This window comes from Methanocaldococcus jannaschii DSM 2661 (assembly GCF_000091665.1).
GTDB classification, from domain to species: Archaea; AGJL01; Methanococci; order Methanococcales; family Methanocaldococcaceae; genus Methanocaldococcus; species Methanocaldococcus jannaschii.
Genome location: NC_000909.1, coordinates 1039515 through 1056669, shown reverse-complemented (window position 1 = coordinate 1056669; position 17155 = coordinate 1039515). Strand labels below are relative to the sequence as shown.

At 30.6% G+C, this 17155-nt stretch carries 17 protein-coding genes; 13 read left to right on the top strand and 4 right to left on the bottom strand.

Annotated features, from left to right (window positions below):
- Nucleotides 1–17: 17 nt before the first annotated feature.
- The 5 genes from MJ_RS05965 (at nucleotide 18) to MJ_RS05940 (ending at nucleotide 5558) form a co-directional block, all read left to right on the top strand.
- Nucleotides 18–794, top strand: coding sequence for a BtpA/SgcQ family protein (locus MJ_RS05965; protein WP_064496728.1), 777 nt, complete (start codon nucleotides 18–20; stop codon nucleotides 792–794).
- An 83-nt stretch (nucleotides 795–877) separates the two neighbouring features.
- Nucleotides 878–1456 (top strand): hypothetical protein, encoded by a 579-nt coding sequence (locus MJ_RS05960; RefSeq protein ID WP_010870625.1) that lies wholly within the window; start codon nucleotides 878–880, stop codon nucleotides 1454–1456.
- Nucleotides 1457–1761: 305 nt separating this feature from the next.
- The gene (locus MJ_RS05950) at nucleotides 1762–2667 is read left to right on the top strand and encodes an MraY family glycosyltransferase (RefSeq protein ID WP_010870624.1); all 906 of its coding nucleotides are present in this window, start codon (nucleotides 1762–1764) and stop codon (nucleotides 2665–2667) included.
- Nucleotides 2668–2785: 118 nt separating this feature from the next.
- Nucleotides 2786–4135 carry a CCA tRNA nucleotidyltransferase gene (gene cca / locus MJ_RS05945; RefSeq protein WP_010870623.1) on the top strand — a complete coding sequence of 450 codons (1350 nt, stop codon included), beginning with the start codon at nucleotides 2786–2788 and terminating at the stop codon, nucleotides 4133–4135.
- A complete protein-coding gene (locus MJ_RS05940) occupies nucleotides 4098–5558 on the top strand; it encodes a DUF530 family protein (RefSeq protein WP_010870622.1) in 1461 nt (486 codons plus the stop codon). Before cca ends, MJ_RS05940 begins: the two co-directional genes overlap by 38 nt.
- Nucleotides 5559–5655: 97 nt before the next feature.
- Here the strand turns inward: MJ_RS05940 and pyrE are convergent, their stop codons facing one another.
- Nucleotides 5656–6186, bottom strand: a complete 531-nt coding sequence (gene pyrE, locus MJ_RS05935; RefSeq protein WP_010870621.1) for an orotate phosphoribosyltransferase — start codon at nucleotides 6184–6186, stop codon at nucleotides 5656–5658.
- A gap of 1679 nt (nucleotides 6187–7865) precedes the next feature.
- Here pyrE and pheT point away from each other — a divergent pair.
- The 7 genes from pheT to relE3 all read left to right on the top strand — a co-directional run bounded on the left by pheT (nucleotide 7866) and on the right by relE3 (nucleotide 12948).
- The gene (gene pheT, locus MJ_RS05930) at nucleotides 7866–9512 is read left to right on the top strand and encodes a phenylalanine--tRNA ligase subunit beta (protein ID WP_010870620.1); all 1647 of its coding nucleotides are present in this window, start codon (nucleotides 7866–7868) and stop codon (nucleotides 9510–9512) included.
- Nucleotides 9513–9622: 110 nt separating this feature from the next.
- Nucleotides 9623–10048, top strand: coding sequence for a hypothetical protein (locus MJ_RS05925; RefSeq protein ID WP_064496726.1), 426 nt, complete (start codon nucleotides 9623–9625; stop codon nucleotides 10046–10048).
- 17 nt (nucleotides 10049–10065) lie between these two features.
- Complete coding sequence (locus MJ_RS05920; protein ID WP_010870618.1) at nucleotides 10066–10623, top strand: DUF483 domain-containing protein; 558 nt, start codon at nucleotides 10066–10068, stop codon at nucleotides 10621–10623.
- Nucleotides 10624–10874: 251 nt separating this feature from the next.
- Nucleotides 10875–11531, top strand: coding sequence for a potassium channel family protein (locus MJ_RS05915; protein WP_010870617.1), 657 nt, complete (start codon nucleotides 10875–10877; stop codon nucleotides 11529–11531).
- 20 nt (nucleotides 11532–11551) lie between these two features.
- On the top strand, nucleotides 11552–12442 hold the full coding sequence (locus MJ_RS05910) for a homoserine kinase (RefSeq protein ID WP_064496725.1): 891 nt from the start codon (nucleotides 11552–11554) through the stop codon (nucleotides 12440–12442).
- An 81-nt stretch (nucleotides 12443–12523) separates the two neighbouring features.
- A complete protein-coding gene (locus tag MJ_RS09500; RefSeq protein ID WP_162484755.1) occupies nucleotides 12524–12685 on the top strand; it encodes a hypothetical protein in 162 nt (53 codons plus the stop codon).
- On the top strand, nucleotides 12682–12948 hold the full coding sequence (gene relE3 / locus MJ_RS05905) for a type II toxin-antitoxin system toxin RelE3 (RefSeq protein WP_010870615.1): 267 nt from the start codon (nucleotides 12682–12684) through the stop codon (nucleotides 12946–12948). Before MJ_RS09500 ends, relE3 begins: the two co-directional genes overlap by 4 nt.
- Before the next feature lie 7 nt (nucleotides 12949–12955).
- On the opposite strand, the gene MJ_RS05900 is transcribed toward relE3, so the two are convergent.
- The 3 genes from MJ_RS05900 to glmM form a co-directional block, all read right to left on the bottom strand.
- Nucleotides 12956–13426, bottom strand: coding sequence for a deoxyuridine 5'-triphosphate nucleotidohydrolase (locus tag MJ_RS05900; protein ID WP_064496724.1), 471 nt, complete (start codon nucleotides 13424–13426; stop codon nucleotides 12956–12958).
- A 116-nt stretch (nucleotides 13427–13542) separates the two neighbouring features.
- Nucleotides 13543–14769, bottom strand: a complete 1227-nt coding sequence (gene glmU, locus MJ_RS05895) for a bifunctional UDP-N-acetylglucosamine diphosphorylase/glucosamine-1-phosphate N-acetyltransferase GlmU (protein ID WP_010870613.1) — start codon at nucleotides 14767–14769, stop codon at nucleotides 13543–13545.
- A 27-nt stretch (nucleotides 14770–14796) separates the two neighbouring features.
- Complete coding sequence (glmM, locus tag MJ_RS05890) at nucleotides 14797–16143, bottom strand: phosphoglucosamine mutase (protein ID WP_010870612.1); 1347 nt, start codon at nucleotides 16141–16143, stop codon at nucleotides 14797–14799.
- A 205-nt stretch (nucleotides 16144–16348) separates the two neighbouring features.
- Between glmM and MJ_RS05885 the strand changes: the two genes are divergently transcribed.
- Nucleotides 16349–17056 carry a (5-formylfuran-3-yl)methyl phosphate synthase gene (locus tag MJ_RS05885; RefSeq protein WP_010870611.1) on the top strand — a complete coding sequence of 236 codons (708 nt, stop codon included), beginning with the start codon at nucleotides 16349–16351 and terminating at the stop codon, nucleotides 17054–17056.
- Nucleotides 17057–17155: the final 99 nt, after the last annotated feature.

The following is a 17155-nucleotide window of genomic DNA, read 5'->3' as shown; positions in this document are numbered from 1 at the left end:
AAGCTAGTGTGATACCTATGTTTAAGAAAAAACCATTGATTGGGATGGTTCATCTAAAACCATTGCCTGGTAGTTATCATTACAATGACAACTTTGATGATATTGTAGATTTTGCTATAAAAGAAGCTAAAAAACTTGAAGAAGCTGGATTTGATGCTGTAATGATAGAAAACTTTGGAGATGCTCCATTTAAAAAAGAGGCTGATAAGATAACCATTGCATCAATGGCTGTAATAGCAAAAGCTATAAAAGAGGAGGTATCTCTCCCATTGGGAATAAATATCTTAAGAAACGATGCTATAGGGGCTTACTCCATAGCTTATGTTGTTAAAGCAGATTTTATTAGAGTTAATGTCTTATCTGGTGTTGCATTTACAGACCAAGGGATTATCGAAGGCAAAGCTTATGAATTAGCCAAGCTAAAAAAGTTGCTTCCAAGTAAGATAAAGGTTTTTGCAGATGTTCATGTAAAGCATGCATATCATTTTATAGACTTTGAAAGCTCATTGTTGGATACCGTTGAGAGAGGTTTAGCTGATGCTGTAATTATCAGCGGTAAGAGAACGGGAAAGGAGGTTGATATTGAAAAGCTAAAATTAGCTAAGGAATTGGTTGATGTTCCAGTTATTGTTGGTTCTGGAACAAATTATAACAACCTAAGAATCCTCTGGAGCTATGCAGATGGTTTTATAATTGGGACATGGATAAAGAAAGATGGGAAAGCCAATAATGAGATTGATATTGATAGGGCTAAAAAGATTGTAAATTTAGCTAATAAATTAAAAATGTGCTAATTTTGATAGAAAGTTATATATAGAAGTTCTAATATTTTTATTTATTGACAAGAAATGAACAAAAGTAGGATAATGGTGATATTATGGACATAGTTGAGAAAGTATATAAAGAGGGGATATTGAAGTTGAAAGAAAACATTCCTCAAATAATAATCAATTTAGTAGTTGCAGGTTTAATTTGGGTATTTGGCATTTTAGTGTTTATTCCAATTGCTGATATGCTTGGAAATCCATATTTATTTGGATTAACTGCTTTAAAGCCAATAATCTCAGCAATAATAACCATAGCTTTAATTATTGTCTTGCTAAGAGTTACTAAAGACTTTGGGGAGTTAATGGATGGAATAGCAGATATAATTGCTGTAAAATTAGCAGGAAGTAGGGTAAATGAAGAAAAACTTAAAAAATACAGAAGGGGCTTAAGAGGATTAGCATACTTAATCGTTGCTATAATAGCTTATTTATTCTTCTTGCCTGTAATTTCAGGAATAACTCCAGTATTGGCTGGAATAGTGCTTATAATATTAGTTTTATGGGCAGTTACTGTGCTTATAAATATAGGACATATATTCTCAGAAGAAATTGAAGAAGGCATTAGAATAGCTACAGAAAAATTAGAAAAAGCATTAGAAAAGTCAGTAAAAAATGAGGAAAATGAATAAGGGTTAATTATGAAATATAAAAATATCCTAATTAATATCTTTTTACTGATTTTTTGGATATTTTTGGCTTATCTTTTACCATACTATCTATTTGTTTTTAAATATTTTGAAAAGTATTTTATGATGGACTTTAAAAGCATTGGTGCAATTTTTTTAATAGTTTTAGTTATCCTTGCCATTATTAATCTACTTTTATTGCTTAGGGAAGTAAGGAAAATAATAAAAGAATTTCTATAATTTTTTAGCAAAAAACATATATATCCTAAACTTTAACTTCTTTTATCTTCATTATAAAGGGGATAGTTATGGGGCATTATTTTATCAACTTATTTACATATACAATAATTGCTTTTATATTTTCAGCAGTATTGTGTAAATTTTTAATGAAGAAGATGATTAATTATAAATTTGGCTATGATTTGCATAAAAAAGAGAAGATTAAAGTTCCAGAGATGGGGGGCTTAGCAGTATTGTTTTCTAATGCTTTATTTATCCCATTTGTAAATCCAATTTTTGTTTTACCAATAATTACTGCTGGAATTATAGGAATTGTTGATGATATAGCTAAGCTCTCACCAAAAGAAAAATTAATATTGTTATTTATTTCTGGTTTGATAATAGGAATTTTGTTTTATAACAATTCTTATGTTAATTTGATAGAAATTTTGATTATTGCTTTAGGAATCATGATTTCCTCAAATTTAACTAATATGTTAGCTGGTTTTAATGGATTGGAGATAGGAATGGGAGTTATAGCTTCTATTTCATTAGCTTTGGTTTTATTCTTAGATAATTATACAACTGGATTTTTATCCGCTTTGATATTCTCTGCATCCTATTTAGGGCTATTGATATTTAACAAATATCCAGCAAAGGTTTTTCCAGGAGATGTTGGAACTCTACCAATTGGAGCTTTCTTAGCTGTCTTAGCAGTAGTTTATAAGGAATATATCCCATTTTTAGTTATAATGATGCCTTATGTGATAGATGCCTCTTTAAAATATCTAAGTGCTGGGGTTATGAGTAGGGATGAGCATAAACCAACAACTCTCAAAGAAGATGGGAAGCTATACTATATAGGTGGCTATCTATCCCTACCAAGGCTTATATTGAAGTATAAACCAATGAGAGAGCCTCACTTAGTTACAGTTTTATGGATAATTGGGATATTCTTTGGTATAGTTGGGATTTTAATATCATTAATAGCATGATGGTGATTGTTTTGAAAACCATAGGAGGAAACCTCCTATTGGGATACCTCCCGTCCATTAAGTTAGGGCTTTCAGCCCTAATTAATGTCCATTATTAATAACAATAAGTTTTAGTTCGGTGATTGTTTTGACAATAGAGGAGATATTAAAAGAAGTTTTAAATGAAATAAAGCCTTCAAAGGAAGATATGGAAAAACTGCAACTTAAAGCTAATGAAATCATTGATAAAATTTGGGAAATAGTCAGAGAGAATAGCTATCCAATCTTAGAGGTTTTATTGGTTGGCTCTTCAGCAAGAAACACAAATTTAAAGGATGACTATGATATTGATATTTTTGTATTGTTTGACAAATCAGTTTCTGAAGATGAATTAGAAGAGATTGGATTAAAAATAGGAACAGAGGCAATAAAGAGGTTAAACGGCTCTTATAACATAAACTATGCCTCTCATCCCTATGTTAATGGTGAAGTTGATGGTTATGAAGTTGATATAGTCCCATGCTATAAGATAGACTTTGGAGAAAAAATAATATCTGCAGTTGATAGAACTCCATTGCATCATAAATTTTTAATTAGTAGGTTGAATGAAAGGCTTTGTGATGAAGTTAGGTTGTTAAAGGCATTTTTAAAGAGTTTGGGATTATATGGTTCTGACGTAAAAACTAAAGGATTCTCTGGCTATTTATGTGAGTTGTTGATTCTACACTATGGTTCATTCATAAATCTATTAAAAGAGGCTCAAAATTGGAGAATTGGGAAGAAGATAATTTTAAAAGACATATTTGAAATTTATAAAGATGTTGATATTAATAAGCTAAAAAAGTTTGATGAACCGTTTATTGTCTATGACCCAGTAGATTTAAATAGAAATGTAGCCTCTCCGTTAAGCAAAGATAACTTCTGCAGATTCATATTCTACTCAAGACAATTTTTAAAAAATCCTTCTATTGAGTTCTTTAAGGACTATGCTAAAAAGTTAGAGGAGATTTTGGAAAATAGAGAGCATGGATATAGATTAATATTAAAAATCCCAAGGGAGAATGTTGTTGATGACATCATCTATCCACAGATGGAGAAGCTTCAAAAAAGTATAAATAAAGTTATTGTTAAAAATGAATTTGTAATTTTGAATAGCAAGTGTTTTGCAGATGATAACTATTGCTATCTGTATTGGGAATTTTTAGTGTATGAACTACCAAAAATTGCTTTGAGAGAAGGGCCTCCGGTATTTGAGAAGGAGAGGGCAGAGAGGTTTTTAAAGAAGTATGGTAAAGTTTTTATTAGGGATTGTAAGTTATTTGCCTATACAGAGAGAGAATATTCTCACATAATCGATTTATTTAAAGACATTGTTAATGGGAATTTACAGAATATCTCTATTCCGAAGTATGTAAATCCAAGAAACGGAAAGATTATTGAGTTGAATAGCCATGGAGAGCACAAGCAATTTAATAAAGAATGCCAATGAATTTTTGGATTCTTTAAATGAGATTAACGATAAATTAAAAGAGGTAGTTGGTAAAATAAAAAACAAAACAATTGATAAAACTAAATTATCTGATATTATATTAACCTTAGAAAAAAACTTAGAGATTTTACAAGATTTAAAATCAAAAATGGAGTTTTTAGAGTTTGATTCCCCATATAAAAATGTTGGAAAGTTGAAAGGAGGTTATGATAGTGAAGGATTACAAGAGATTGCAAGCTACAGCACATATTTGAGAAGAATAGCAAGTGAGAAAAAAGGTATCTTAGAGAGGGTTAGACATGCCTTAGTTGCCCATAAAATTGCCTTAGCCCATTTAACTGAAGATATTGGAAACATAAATTTACCTCCAAACTTGCCTTTAGATGGTTCTTATAAAAAGATAATGTTTGAATTTCCACCTTATTTAGTCACAACATATAAAGAATTTTTAGATATCTTAGAACCAAAGGGTAGAGGGATTTTAACATCCTATACAATATCCCTTATAGTTATTGATAAAGGAAAGAGAGAATTTAAGAGAATTAAAGTTGAAGACAAAAACTATGAGAAATACATCAAAGAGAAGTTTGGAAATGCTATAATTACATCAATAAAAAGGAATTTCTCAAAAAATAAGATTATAGATGACCAGTATGTTAGGAGAGTATTAGCTATCGGCTATCTCAACACTTACAAAGATGAGATTGAAAAAGCAATAAATGAAAAAATTGATAAATTGCTTAATGAAGAAGAAAAAAAATACCTTAACAGATATTTAGAACTCTGCTTATTATTTAGAGAAGAGGCAGATATAAGTGGGGGAATTTTAGACGTTAGATGCATGGAAGAAAGAAAATTAAAAGAGCTTGAACTTAAAGAGATTTTGGAAAAAGAAGGATTATATAGAGATGGAGAACCAATTGAACCGTTAAAAAAGGCAATTAAGATTAAAAATGAATTATCTAAAAAAATATCAAAAGATATTTTGATAAAGAGATTTTCTGAAGATGTTTTTAAATTTTATCTCTACAAAACACCAGATGAGAGGGCAAGGAGTAATTTGTTCCCATCTATTATGATTACTCCACAGAGAGGATTTTTATCTTGGATGAGTGTTGATGGGATTAATTGTGTGGATGTTTTAGATTTAAAATTTAAATTGGAGGAGGAGTTGCCAAAATATCAGATTCCTTTAAAGAACATTGGTGGAGTTGCTTTATACTTAATTCACGACTGGGATGCTGTGGAAAGATTTAACTTCAAAAAGAAGGATATTGAAGACTTACTTAAAAAAATTGCACTCATAGAACCAATAAAAGAAATTTTAAAGGATAAAAATGTAGATGTTAGCAAATTAGAGAAATTTGGTAAGGTTAAAAAAGAGAAAACTAAGAAGTTTTTAGATTTATTGAGTGGATTATAAGCTTAAAATGGACATTAATTGCTCCTGAAAGGAGCAACTTAATGGACGGGGAGTATCCCAATAGGGGTTTCCCCTATGGACTAAGAGGTTTTTAGATTTATTGAGTGGATTGTAGCTCCTTAACAGTAACTAATGGGATTAATTCAACATTCTCTTTTTGTAGGTTTTCTTTAGCTCCTTCTAACCTATCAACAACAACAAAAACTTTATCAACAATTCCACCATTTTCCCTAATCTCTTTAACTGCCTTTAGCACACTTCCTCCAGTTGTAGTAACATCCTCCACAATAACAACCTTATCTCCTTCTTTTAGCTCTCCTTCTATCTTATTTTTAGTTCCGTAATCCTTAGGTTTCTTTCTAACAATTAATAGTGGTTTTTGAGCAATAATTGAGACAGCTGTAGCTATAGGGACAGAACCAAGCTCTACTCCAGCAACTTTTACATCTTCATCCTTTATTTGCTCAGCAATAATTTCTCCAACTAACTTTAAAATTTCTGGGTTTGTGGTGGCTTTTTTTATGTCTATGTAGTAGTTACTTTTTTTACCAGAGGCTAAGATAAATTCTCCAAATCTTATACAACCAACCTCTTTTAGCAGGTTTATTAATTTGGATTTTTTGTCCATAATATCACCAAATTGTATATACTCTGCTCTTTAAGATTTGTTTAATTCTTTTAAAAAAGTTTCTATAATTCTGTAGCTTAAGATAAAAAAAGTTTTGTCTATTTAATATCTTACTATTAAGGTTAAAAATTATTCTTACTTTCAAATTTATAATTTTCAGCTTTAAAAGATATAAAATCCCGTTTTATACTTCTAAGAGGCTGATTTTAATCAATAGAAATTTATGAAAAAGAGATAAAACCCTATTGTTTCCATTCCAAATCGGTCTGATTTTAATCACTAAAAATAATAATCTATCTAATTTCCATTCTCCAAGAGGTCTTATTTTAATACAAGAGCTTACAGAGTTAGTGTATGTAAATCAAATGACTATAATTTCCACTCCGAAACGGTCTTATTTTAATTCTCACATTGAAGTTTTTGGAACCATACATGAGACCAGATAACGAATTTCCATTCCGAAACGGTCTTATTTTAATTACTTTTGATAACGCTGGAGAGGTTAGAGATTTTATGTTTCCATTCCGAAACGGTCTTATTTTAATTAACCTTTCCTAAAGTTTATTTCTTCTAATTCCACACTCAAGTTTCCATTCCGAAACGGTCTTATTTTAATGATGTAATGTAGTTATTGAAAAGAAAAATGGAGAATACTATGTATCGTTTCCATTCCGAAACGGTCTTATTTTAATTCTCCAAATCCTCTAAAAAATCATCTACAAAGTAGTTGTTTCCATTCCGAAACGGTCTTATTTTAATTATAGTATTAACCGTAAAAAACATAAACGGGTGATAAAATAGTTTCCATTCCGAAACGGTCTTATTTTAATAATTTGCATTATTTTTAACGCTTACAATGGACACAAGTTTCCATTCCGAAACGGTCTTATTTTAATGGGACAACACCCTGTAAGATTTGTCCAAGAAAAACTTCTGTTTCCATTCCGAAACGGTCTTATTTTAATGTATGGATTCATTATATGTTTATGTTGGGAAATGCCCAAATTGGTTTCCATTCCGAAACGGTCTTATATTTTGTCAATATCAAAGAAGAACTCATCCAAATCTTTAACAAAAATTGGTTTCCATTCCGAAACGGTCTTATAGGGCAATCATTCACAACATAATATACTTCAACTCTCCTAATATTTAAGCTTTTCTACACCACATTTTTCTAAGGGTAAGTAACTACTCCATAATATAAACCCTTTAGTATTTAAATCTTCCTTTCCATAATAAAACTGAGTATTTTTATCTCCTTAAATTCAAAAATTTAACTTGTCTGTTAGAGAAATCTTATTTCCTTTACTAATTAATCTTAATTTTTAAAAATCTGAATAATTCAATAAACTCAAATATTCTAAATAATCAAACCAGCTAACCCTTAGAAATTAAATTTAAAACCTCTAAATAAATAAATAATTCCTAAATACTCTCATTTCTAAATTCCAAACTTATACAACAAGACAATCAATAAATCAATTAACAAAATTGAAAATCCTAAAACCCTAATAATGTAATGATAGAATAACGATAGAATATTATTAAACAAACTATAATTAAAATTATCTACAGACTCGTATATAAACATTTTGTGATAATAAAGCTTTATTAAGTCAATTATCCTATTATTACAACTAATTATTACAACTAAGATAAAAAATACTGCTGGTGATAGGATGCCAACAATAAATGTAAAAAAAGCTGATTTAGAGAGATTGGTTAATATGCCCTTAGAGGATGAATTTATTGAAGAGAAATTTCCAATGATGGGTGTTGAAGTTGAAGGAATCTTTGAAGAAGATGGAGAAAAAATTATTCAGTTCTCAATAAACCCAAATAGACCAGATTATTTAAGTGCTGAAGGTTTAGCAAGAGGTTTTAGGGGAATTATTGGAATAGAAACAGGATTAAAAAAATACGACATTGAGAGTTCAGATGTAAAATTATATGTTGAGAATGTTGAAACAAGACCATACATAGCAATGGCTTTGGTTAAAGGGGTTATTGTTGATGATTATGTTTTAGAGAGCATAATTAACCTTCAAGAAAAGCTCCACTGGGTTATGGGAAGAGATAGGAAAAAAGTGGCAATAGGAATTCATGATGCAGATAAAGTTAAGCCTCCATTCTACTACAAAGAAGTTAGTGGGGATGGGATTAAGTTTGTTCCATTAAATTCAGATGAGGAAATGACACCAAGAGAGATTTTAGAAAAACATGAAAAAGGAATAAAATATGCTCATTTAATCAAAGATGATAAGTTTCCAATAATATTAGATAGTGAAGGGGATGTTTTATCTATGCCACCAATAATTAATGGGGAATTAACAAGAGTTACAACTGAAACAAGGAATTTATTGATTGATGTTACTGGAACTGATAAATATGCAGTAGAAAAAACTCTAAATATTATTGTTACTGCATTGGCAGAGAGAAAGTATGGAAAAATACATGCTGTTGAAGTAATTAAAGACAATCAAAGCACTATATATCCAAATTTAAAAGAGGATGTCTTAGAAACTACTTCTGAATACATAAACAAGGTTTTAGGAGCCAATCTAACTCCTGGGACTATAATAAACTACTTAAGAAGATGTAGATTAGACGCTCAATTTGTAGATAACAAAATAAAGGTTTTCATCCCTGCCTATAGAGTTGATATCTTTGGAGAGATTGACATCGCTGAAGAAGTAGCTATTGCTTACGGATATAATAAGTTCTCTGGAGAATATCCAATTATTGGAACTATTGGGGAACTTAACCAATTAGAAAAGAAATGTGACTTTATAAGAGAAATTATGGTTGGATTTGGATTCTATGAGGTTATAAATTTAATGCTTTCAAATGATGAGGTTTTATTTAAAAAGATGAGAATTGAAGACAACAACTATATAGAAGTTTTAAAACCAGCATCTATAGAGCATAGAATCGTTAGAAAAAGTATCTTACCATTGCTAATGGAAACTTTGAGGATAAATAAACATAAAGAGTTGCCACAAAAGATTTTTGAGATTGGAGATTGTGTTGTTATTGATGAAAATGCTGAAACAAAATCAAGAGTTGTTAAAAAAATAGCTGGAGTTATTGTAGATAATGAAACAAACTTTAATGAGATAAAGAGCTATGTTGAAGGTTTATTGAGAGAGCTTAAAATTGAGTATGAGCTTGATAATTTTGAACATCCATCATTCATTAAAGGAAGATGTGCTAAAATATTGAAAGATGGCAAAATTATTGGCTACTTTGGAGAGATTCATCCAGAGGTTATTACCAACTTTGAATTAGAATTCCCAGTTGTTGGATTTGAGTTAGAGATTGAATAATGATAAAAGAGGATGAAACTCTTTGACCTACTTCAGTAAAATAAAATTTTTAAAAATTTTTAAGGAATTTCCTAAATTCTAAATATATGAAATTTTTTGTGGTGTTCGTTATGGCAGTGGCATATAGTAAATTATACGAACTTATTAAAAATGTTAAGGATGAAAAAGAAGCTGAAGAACTCTGCAAAATAATTGAAGAATTCTTTGAAAAGCAGTGTAAAGAGAATGTATCTAAAAAATTTGAAGAACAAAAACCAGTTTTAAAGTTAGAACTTAAAGAAGAATTGAGAAAAGAATTGACAACAAAAGAAGATTTGGAATTAATCGGGGAAAAAATTTTAAGATATGTTGATAATAAAATCAACCAAGTTATTGAAAAAATCAATCAATTAGATAAGAAAATTGATGAGGGATTTTATCAATTGGATAAAAAAGTTGATACTCTAAAAAGAGATATTATAATTATTGCACTTATAATAATATTAGCCAATTATGCCCCAAGCATCATTGGAAAAATTCTATCCTTTTTAAAATAAGCTTTTTAAGTGAAAACATGCTTAAAAATCTACTATATAAAATTGAAAAGTTAAGAAGTGGAGAATTAGAAGGATTTGAAGTTTTAAAAGAGCATATCCAAAGCTTGGATGAGTTTCAATATCAACAAATAGTTGAGAGATTAAAGTTTCAAATTGAGCTTGTTGAAAAATACAAACCAAAGGTTAGGCCGGCAATAGACCCAATGGTTTCAACAGAACTTGGTATCTATAGGAGATTGGATGATTTTGAAATTGGAAAGCTTTTGGATTATCCAGAATGCTGTATAAAATCTTTTGTTGAAGATGTTAGAGTAGCAATAGACAGAGAGCATTTAAAAGAAGTTGAAGAAATGAAGGAGGAGTTAAAAAATAAAGGAATTTATGCAATAGTTTTACCTTCTGGTTTCATTCCTTGCAGTTTAAAATGTGAAGAAGCGATAAAAAGAGGGTTTATTGGATATCTAACTAAAGAGGAGTTTGACAAGATATTAGAGCTTGAAAAAGAACTGAAAGAAAAAATTAGACATTGGCACTTTGGATATGATGAATATTATGAGAAGATAATACTTCCGTAGGGGCATAACCCCATATTGGTTACTTCAAATCTCTATTAAAGTGGGGTTGCCTTTGGCAACCCCGCTCTTGGGTATACCACAGGACTTTCACAGGAATAAATTTCTTATTGAACATAATGATGCTATAGACATCATAATTCCTTATATTGAATTATAAAACTGTGAAAGTCCTGTGCCAATAGGGCGAAGCCCTATGGTGATGAATATTATGAAAAAATAATCCTATAATTAAAGTTTTTTGGTGTCAAACTATGTATATAATAATAGCTGGGATTGGTAGAGTTGGTTATACATTAGCTAAATCTCTATCTGAAAAAGGACACGACATTGTTTTAATTGACATAGATAAAGATATCTGCAAAAAAGCATCTGCAGAGATTGATGCTTTAGTGATTAATGGAGACTGCACAAAGATAAAAACATTGGAGGATGCTGGAATAGAGGATGCAGATATGTATATAGCAGTTACTGGAAAGGAGGAAGTTAATTTAATGAGTTCATTATTAGCAAAGAGTTATGGGATTAATAAAACCATTGCAAGGATTTCAGAAATTGAGTATAAGGATGTTTTTGAACGGTTAGGAGTTGATGTAGTTGTGTCTCCTGAGCTTATAGCTGCCAATTATATAGAAAAGCTTATAGAAAGACCTGGAATCTTAGATTTGGCTATTGTAGGTAGAGGAGAAGCAGAGATTTTAGAATTCATAATTCCTGAAAAAGCTAAGGTAGTTAATAAAAAGATTAAAGAACTTGGAAGACCTCAAGATTATTTGATAATAGCCATATATGATGGGGATGAGCTGAAAATTCCTAGTGGAGATACTGAACTAAAATCTGGAGATAGGGTTTTAGTTTTAGTTAAGAAAGATGCCGCTGATGCTATAAGAAAGATGTTTTTAGAGGAATAAAATTAAAAATGAGGGAAATCATGAAAGTTAGAGTGAAAGCTCCCTGCACATCAGCAAATTTAGGAGTTGGTTTTGATGTGTTTGGTTTATGTTTAAAAGAACCTTATGATGTTATAGAGGTTGAAGCAATAGATGATAAAGAGATTATTATTGAAGTAGATGATAAAAACATCCCTACAGACCCAGATAAAAATGTTGCAGGAATTGTAGCAAAAAAGATGATAGATGATTTTAATATTGGTAAAGGAGTTAAAATAACAATAAAAAAAGGTGTTAAAGCTGGTAGTGGTTTGGGAAGTTCAGCAGCTTCATCAGCAGGAACTGCTTATGCTATAAATGAGCTATTTAAGCTTAATTTAGATAAGTTAAAGTTGGTGGATTATGCTTCTTATGGAGAACTTGCCTCTTCCGGAGCTAAACACGCTGATAATGTAGCTCCAGCTATATTTGGAGGCTTTACGATGGTAACCAATTATGAGCCATTGGAAGTTTTACATATACCAATAGATTTTAAGCTTGATATTTTAATAGCTATCCCAAACATCTCAATAAACACAAAAGAAGCAAGAGAGATATTGCCAAAAGCTGTTGGACTAAAAGATTTAGTAAATAACGTTGGAAAGGCCTGTGGAATGGTTTATGCCCTATATAATAAAGATAAATCATTATTTGGAAGATATATGATGTCTGACAAGGTTATAGAGCCAGTTAGAGGAAAACTCATCCCAAATTATTTCAAAATTAAAGAAGAAGTTAAAGACAAAGTTTATGGCATAACAATAAGTGGTTCTGGCCCTTCAATAATTGCATTTCCAAAAGAAGAATTTATTGATGAGGTTGAAAATATTTTGAGAGATTATTATGAAAATACAATAAGAACAGAAGTTGGTAAAGGAGTTGAAGTTGTTTAATTTTGGATAAGGTATATATACTTAAAATTATATATATTAAAATGCGGTAAGACAATTATAAAACGTTAATTTGAGGATAATATGAGGCTCAAAAAGAGATTTAAAAAATTTTTCATCAGCAGAAAAGAATATGAAAAGATTGAGGAAATTTTAGATATTGGCTTGGCTAAAGCTATGGAGGAAACAAAAGATGATGAATTATTGACTTATGATGAAATAAAGGAATTATTGGGAGATAAATGAAAGTGTTATTTGCTAAAACATTTGTTAAGGATTTAAAGCATGTTCCAGGGCATATAAGAAAAAGAATAAAGCTAATAATTGAAGAATGTCAAAATTCTAACTCATTAAATGATTTAAAGTTAGATATTAAGAAAATAAAGGGCTATCACAATTATTATAGGATTAGAGTAGGAAATTATAGAATAGGTATTGAGGTTAATGGAGATACGATTATTTTTAGAAGAGTATTGCATAGAAAAAGCATATATGATTATTTCCCATAATTTTATCTTATCTCCCTTTATAAATTCCTTCATAAACTCCTTTAACATCTCTACACTCAACAAAAACAATCTGGGCAATTCTTGCATATTTGTAGATGGTTATTGGATTAAAAACTTGCATTAAATATTCTGGTCTTCCTTCATAGCCAGGGTCGTGAACTGCAGAGTATAAAGTTGCCCCCATTCTTAGCAGAGAACTCCTTGGATATGCAAAGCCAGCTACATTTTCTGGGATTTTTATATAATCAGCTACCTTTACAATATAAACTCCTCTATCTAATTTTATGTGTTCATCTTTTTCAGAGTTGAATATCTCTATGTAGTTTGGTAGCTTTCTTTTCTCATTTGAGAAATCAATAACCCCTTCTCCCTCTATTTTAAATATCTTCCAAACTCTCAAATCTATCCCACATTGTTGAATCTGCTCCTCTTCTAAATTATCAAAAAAGTTTTTTGATGTATTAGCTCCTATAATCATTAATTTCACCACCATAGGGCTCTGCCCTATTGGTATACCCGGGATACATTAAGAAGGGGCTTACAGCCCCTTTTAATGTCTCTTGGAGATATACCAATATAGGGCATAACACTCTTCTATTTCAATTTTCTAAATATCAGCTCATCTCTTTTATAAACAAATGTATTACTTTCTATATCTCTATCAATTAAACAACTTGCCCCAATCCAGCAGTTACTTCCAACTTTAACCCCTGGCATAAAAGAGACTTGAATACCTGTTTTAACATTATCTCCCATTATAACTCCCAATTTTCTAACGCTCTCAACCCTTTTACTCTTTATATTGACTTTAACTGGTTTATCATCAAATCTTAAGTTGGCAGTTATTGTATTGCAACCAAAATTGCAGTTCTCTCCAATTATACTATCTCCAACATAAGATAGATGTGGAATTTTTGTATTTTTCATAATTATACTTGCCTTAACTTCAGATGAATTTCCAACAAAAGTATTTTCCATTAAAACAGTATATGGTCTTATATAAGCTAACGGCCCCACAACAGCCCCTTTTTTAATAATTGCAGGCCCTTCAATAACTGAATTTGCTTTAACAATTGCTCCCTCTTCTATTATAACCTCTCCTTTAATAACAACATTTTCTTCAATTTTCCCCTTGATATCTGTATTTATTTTATCCAGGAGATATTTATTTGCCTCCAAAATGTCCCATGGTCTTCCAACATCGTTCCAATAACCATTTAACTTAATTCCTTTAACTTTTTCTTCTTTAATAAGATGTTTTATTGCATCTGTAAGTTCTCTCTCTCCTCTTTCAGAAATCTTTGTTTTTTCAATTAATTCAAAAATCTTTTTGTCAAATTTGTATATTCCGGCATTTATTAAATTTGATTTTGGGTTTTCTGGCTTTTCTTGGAGTTCTATAATATTATTTTCATCATCTAAAACTACAACTCCAAAGTTTTCTGGATTTTTTACCTCTTTAACAGCAACAGCATATTTGTATTTTAAAAATTCTTCTAAGTCATCTTCAAAGATAATATCCCCATTTATAACTAAAAATTCATCATCTACATAATCCTTGGCTGTTAAAACTGCCTGTCCAGTTCCATCTATTTCTCCCTGCTCTAAAAATTTGATTTTTGGATGGTTTTTAAAATAATCAACAATCTTTTCTTTTTTATACTTAACAATTAAGTAAATATTATCTACCAAATCCTCAACTTTTTCAATAATATGTTGTAAAATTGGCTTTCCAGCTATAGGAATCATTGGTTTTGGTCTGTTCTCTGTTAGAGGTCTTAATCTCTCCCCTTTCCCTGCACATAATATTATGGCATCCATTTATATCACCAAAATTTAAAAATAGTTTTATAAAGCACTTAAAGCTTCTTTAACTAACTTTATCCCTTTTTCTAACAACTCTTTAGCATCTTTGTTATTTTTTGCCTCAACTCTAACCCTTATGTATGGCTCAGTTCCCGAAGGTCTTATTAAAACCCATCCATTCTCTAAGTTAAATCTTGCTCCATCAACGGTCTCAGGAACTGTTTTAAATAAACTCTCTCCATTTTCAATAACATAACTCATTACTTTTTCTTTTTTATCATCTTCACATGGAATCTTCTCCCTTAAATTTACATAAGATGGGATTTCATCCAATATTTCATATAATTTTTTGTTATAGAAATCTAACATCTCTAAAACTCTCAGCCCACTCAAAATTCCATCTGGAGTTAGATGGATATCAGCATGAATCCACGTTCCACTTGGCTCTCCACCAAAAACAGCAGAGTTTTTAATCATCTCTTCAGCAACCGCCACATCCCCAACTTTTGTTCTTATTATCTCAACATCTAAATCTTTTAAATACTCATCAATAATCATTGAAGCATCAACTGTTGTAACAATCTTTTTGTTTCCAGTTTTTTCAACCATATATCTTGAGAAAGCAGCTAATAGCTTATCAAAATCAGCTAATCTTCCCTTTTCATCTATTGCTACCATTCTATCTGCATCTCCATCGTGTGCTATGCCAATGTAGTTATCTCCACTCATATTTAGGCCTTTAATCATATCCATAGTTTTTTTGAGGTTTTTTTCATCTGGCTCTGGTAATCTACCAATAAATCTCCCATCCATGTGACTATTAACTGAGATAACATGACATCCTAAATCTGTAAATAAATATGGAGATACTAAACAAGCAGAGGCGTTTGCACAATCAATAACCACATTAAATTTTTCATTTATCTCAACATTTTTAAGAATATGTTCCATATAGTTCCTTATCGCCCTGCTATCTTCCCAAATCTCGCCAACACTATGCCACTCAACTTCAATAAAATCTTCTTTAAATATAATCTCCTCTATCTCATCCTCTTCTTTTTTATTAAAAGCTAAACCATTTTTATTGAAGAGCTTTATTCCATTGTATTCTGGAGGGTTGTGAGAGGCAGTAATCATTATGCCAACATCATAATTTCGTGCATTAAAACCTAAAACTGGTGTTGGGACTATGTTTATAGTTGTAACTTCCCCCCCACCATTTAAGATTCCTGCTGTTAATGCAGTTTCAATTAATTTTCCTGTAGTCCTTGTATCTCTCCCAACTACAACTTTCTTATATTTTTTTGCCACTGCTAATCCAACTTTATAGGCAATTTTTGGAGATAAATTTTTCATTCTTATTCCAGAAGTCCCAAATAATCTTCCCATTTAATCACCTTTGCTATAATCATTAAAGATAATAATCAAAACATTTTGTAATAATTGAGGTATTAATGAACGCCTTCTATAAGAAGACGTTCAAGTGTTCCTTATTAATTTTAATACTTTTGAAAGACATTAAAATTTTAAAACATTAAGTTTTTATATATATTGTCATTAATCATTTTTGAAATCAATATCATGGGTGTAATGTATGATACTATTAGTAAGCCCTATAGATGTTGAAGAAGCAAAAGAGGCAATAGCTGGAGGAGCAGACATTATAGATGTGAAAAACCCAAAAGAAGGTTCTTTAGGAGCTAACTTTCCATGGATGATTAAGGCAATTAGGGAAGTGACACCAAAAGATTTATTGGTGAGTGCTACAGTTGGAGACGTCCCTTATAAGCCAGGAACAATTTCTTTAGCTGCTGTTGGAGCAGCAATAAGTGGAGCTGACTATATAAAAGTTGGATTGTATGGAGTTAAAAACTACTATCAGGCAGTTGAGTTAATGAAAAATGTTGTTAGAGCTGTTAAGGATATTGATGAAAATAAGATAGTTGTAGCAGCTGGTTATGCTGATGCCTATAGAGTTGGAGCTGTTGAGCCATTAATAGTCCCAAAAATTGCGAGAGATGCAGGTTGTGATGTTGCAATGTTAGATACTGCAATAAAGGATGGAAAAACATTATTTGATTTCCAAAGTAAAGAGATTTTAGCAGAGTTTGTTGATGAAGCTCACAGCTATGGATTGAAGTGTGCTTTGGCTGGTTCAATAAAAAAAGAACACATCCCAATTTTAAAAGAGATTGGAACTGACATAGTTGGTGTTAGAGGAGCAGCTTGTAAAGGAGGGGATAGAAATAACGGCAGGATAGATAGAGAGTTAGTTAAAGAGTTAAAGGAGCTTTGTAAGTAAATTTTTATAATTTTTAATTTTGTTTTCTTTTTATAATGTTAGGGAAATTTTATTAAGTATGATTGAGTATCAATAGAAAAGAAGTATAAAAGAACAAAA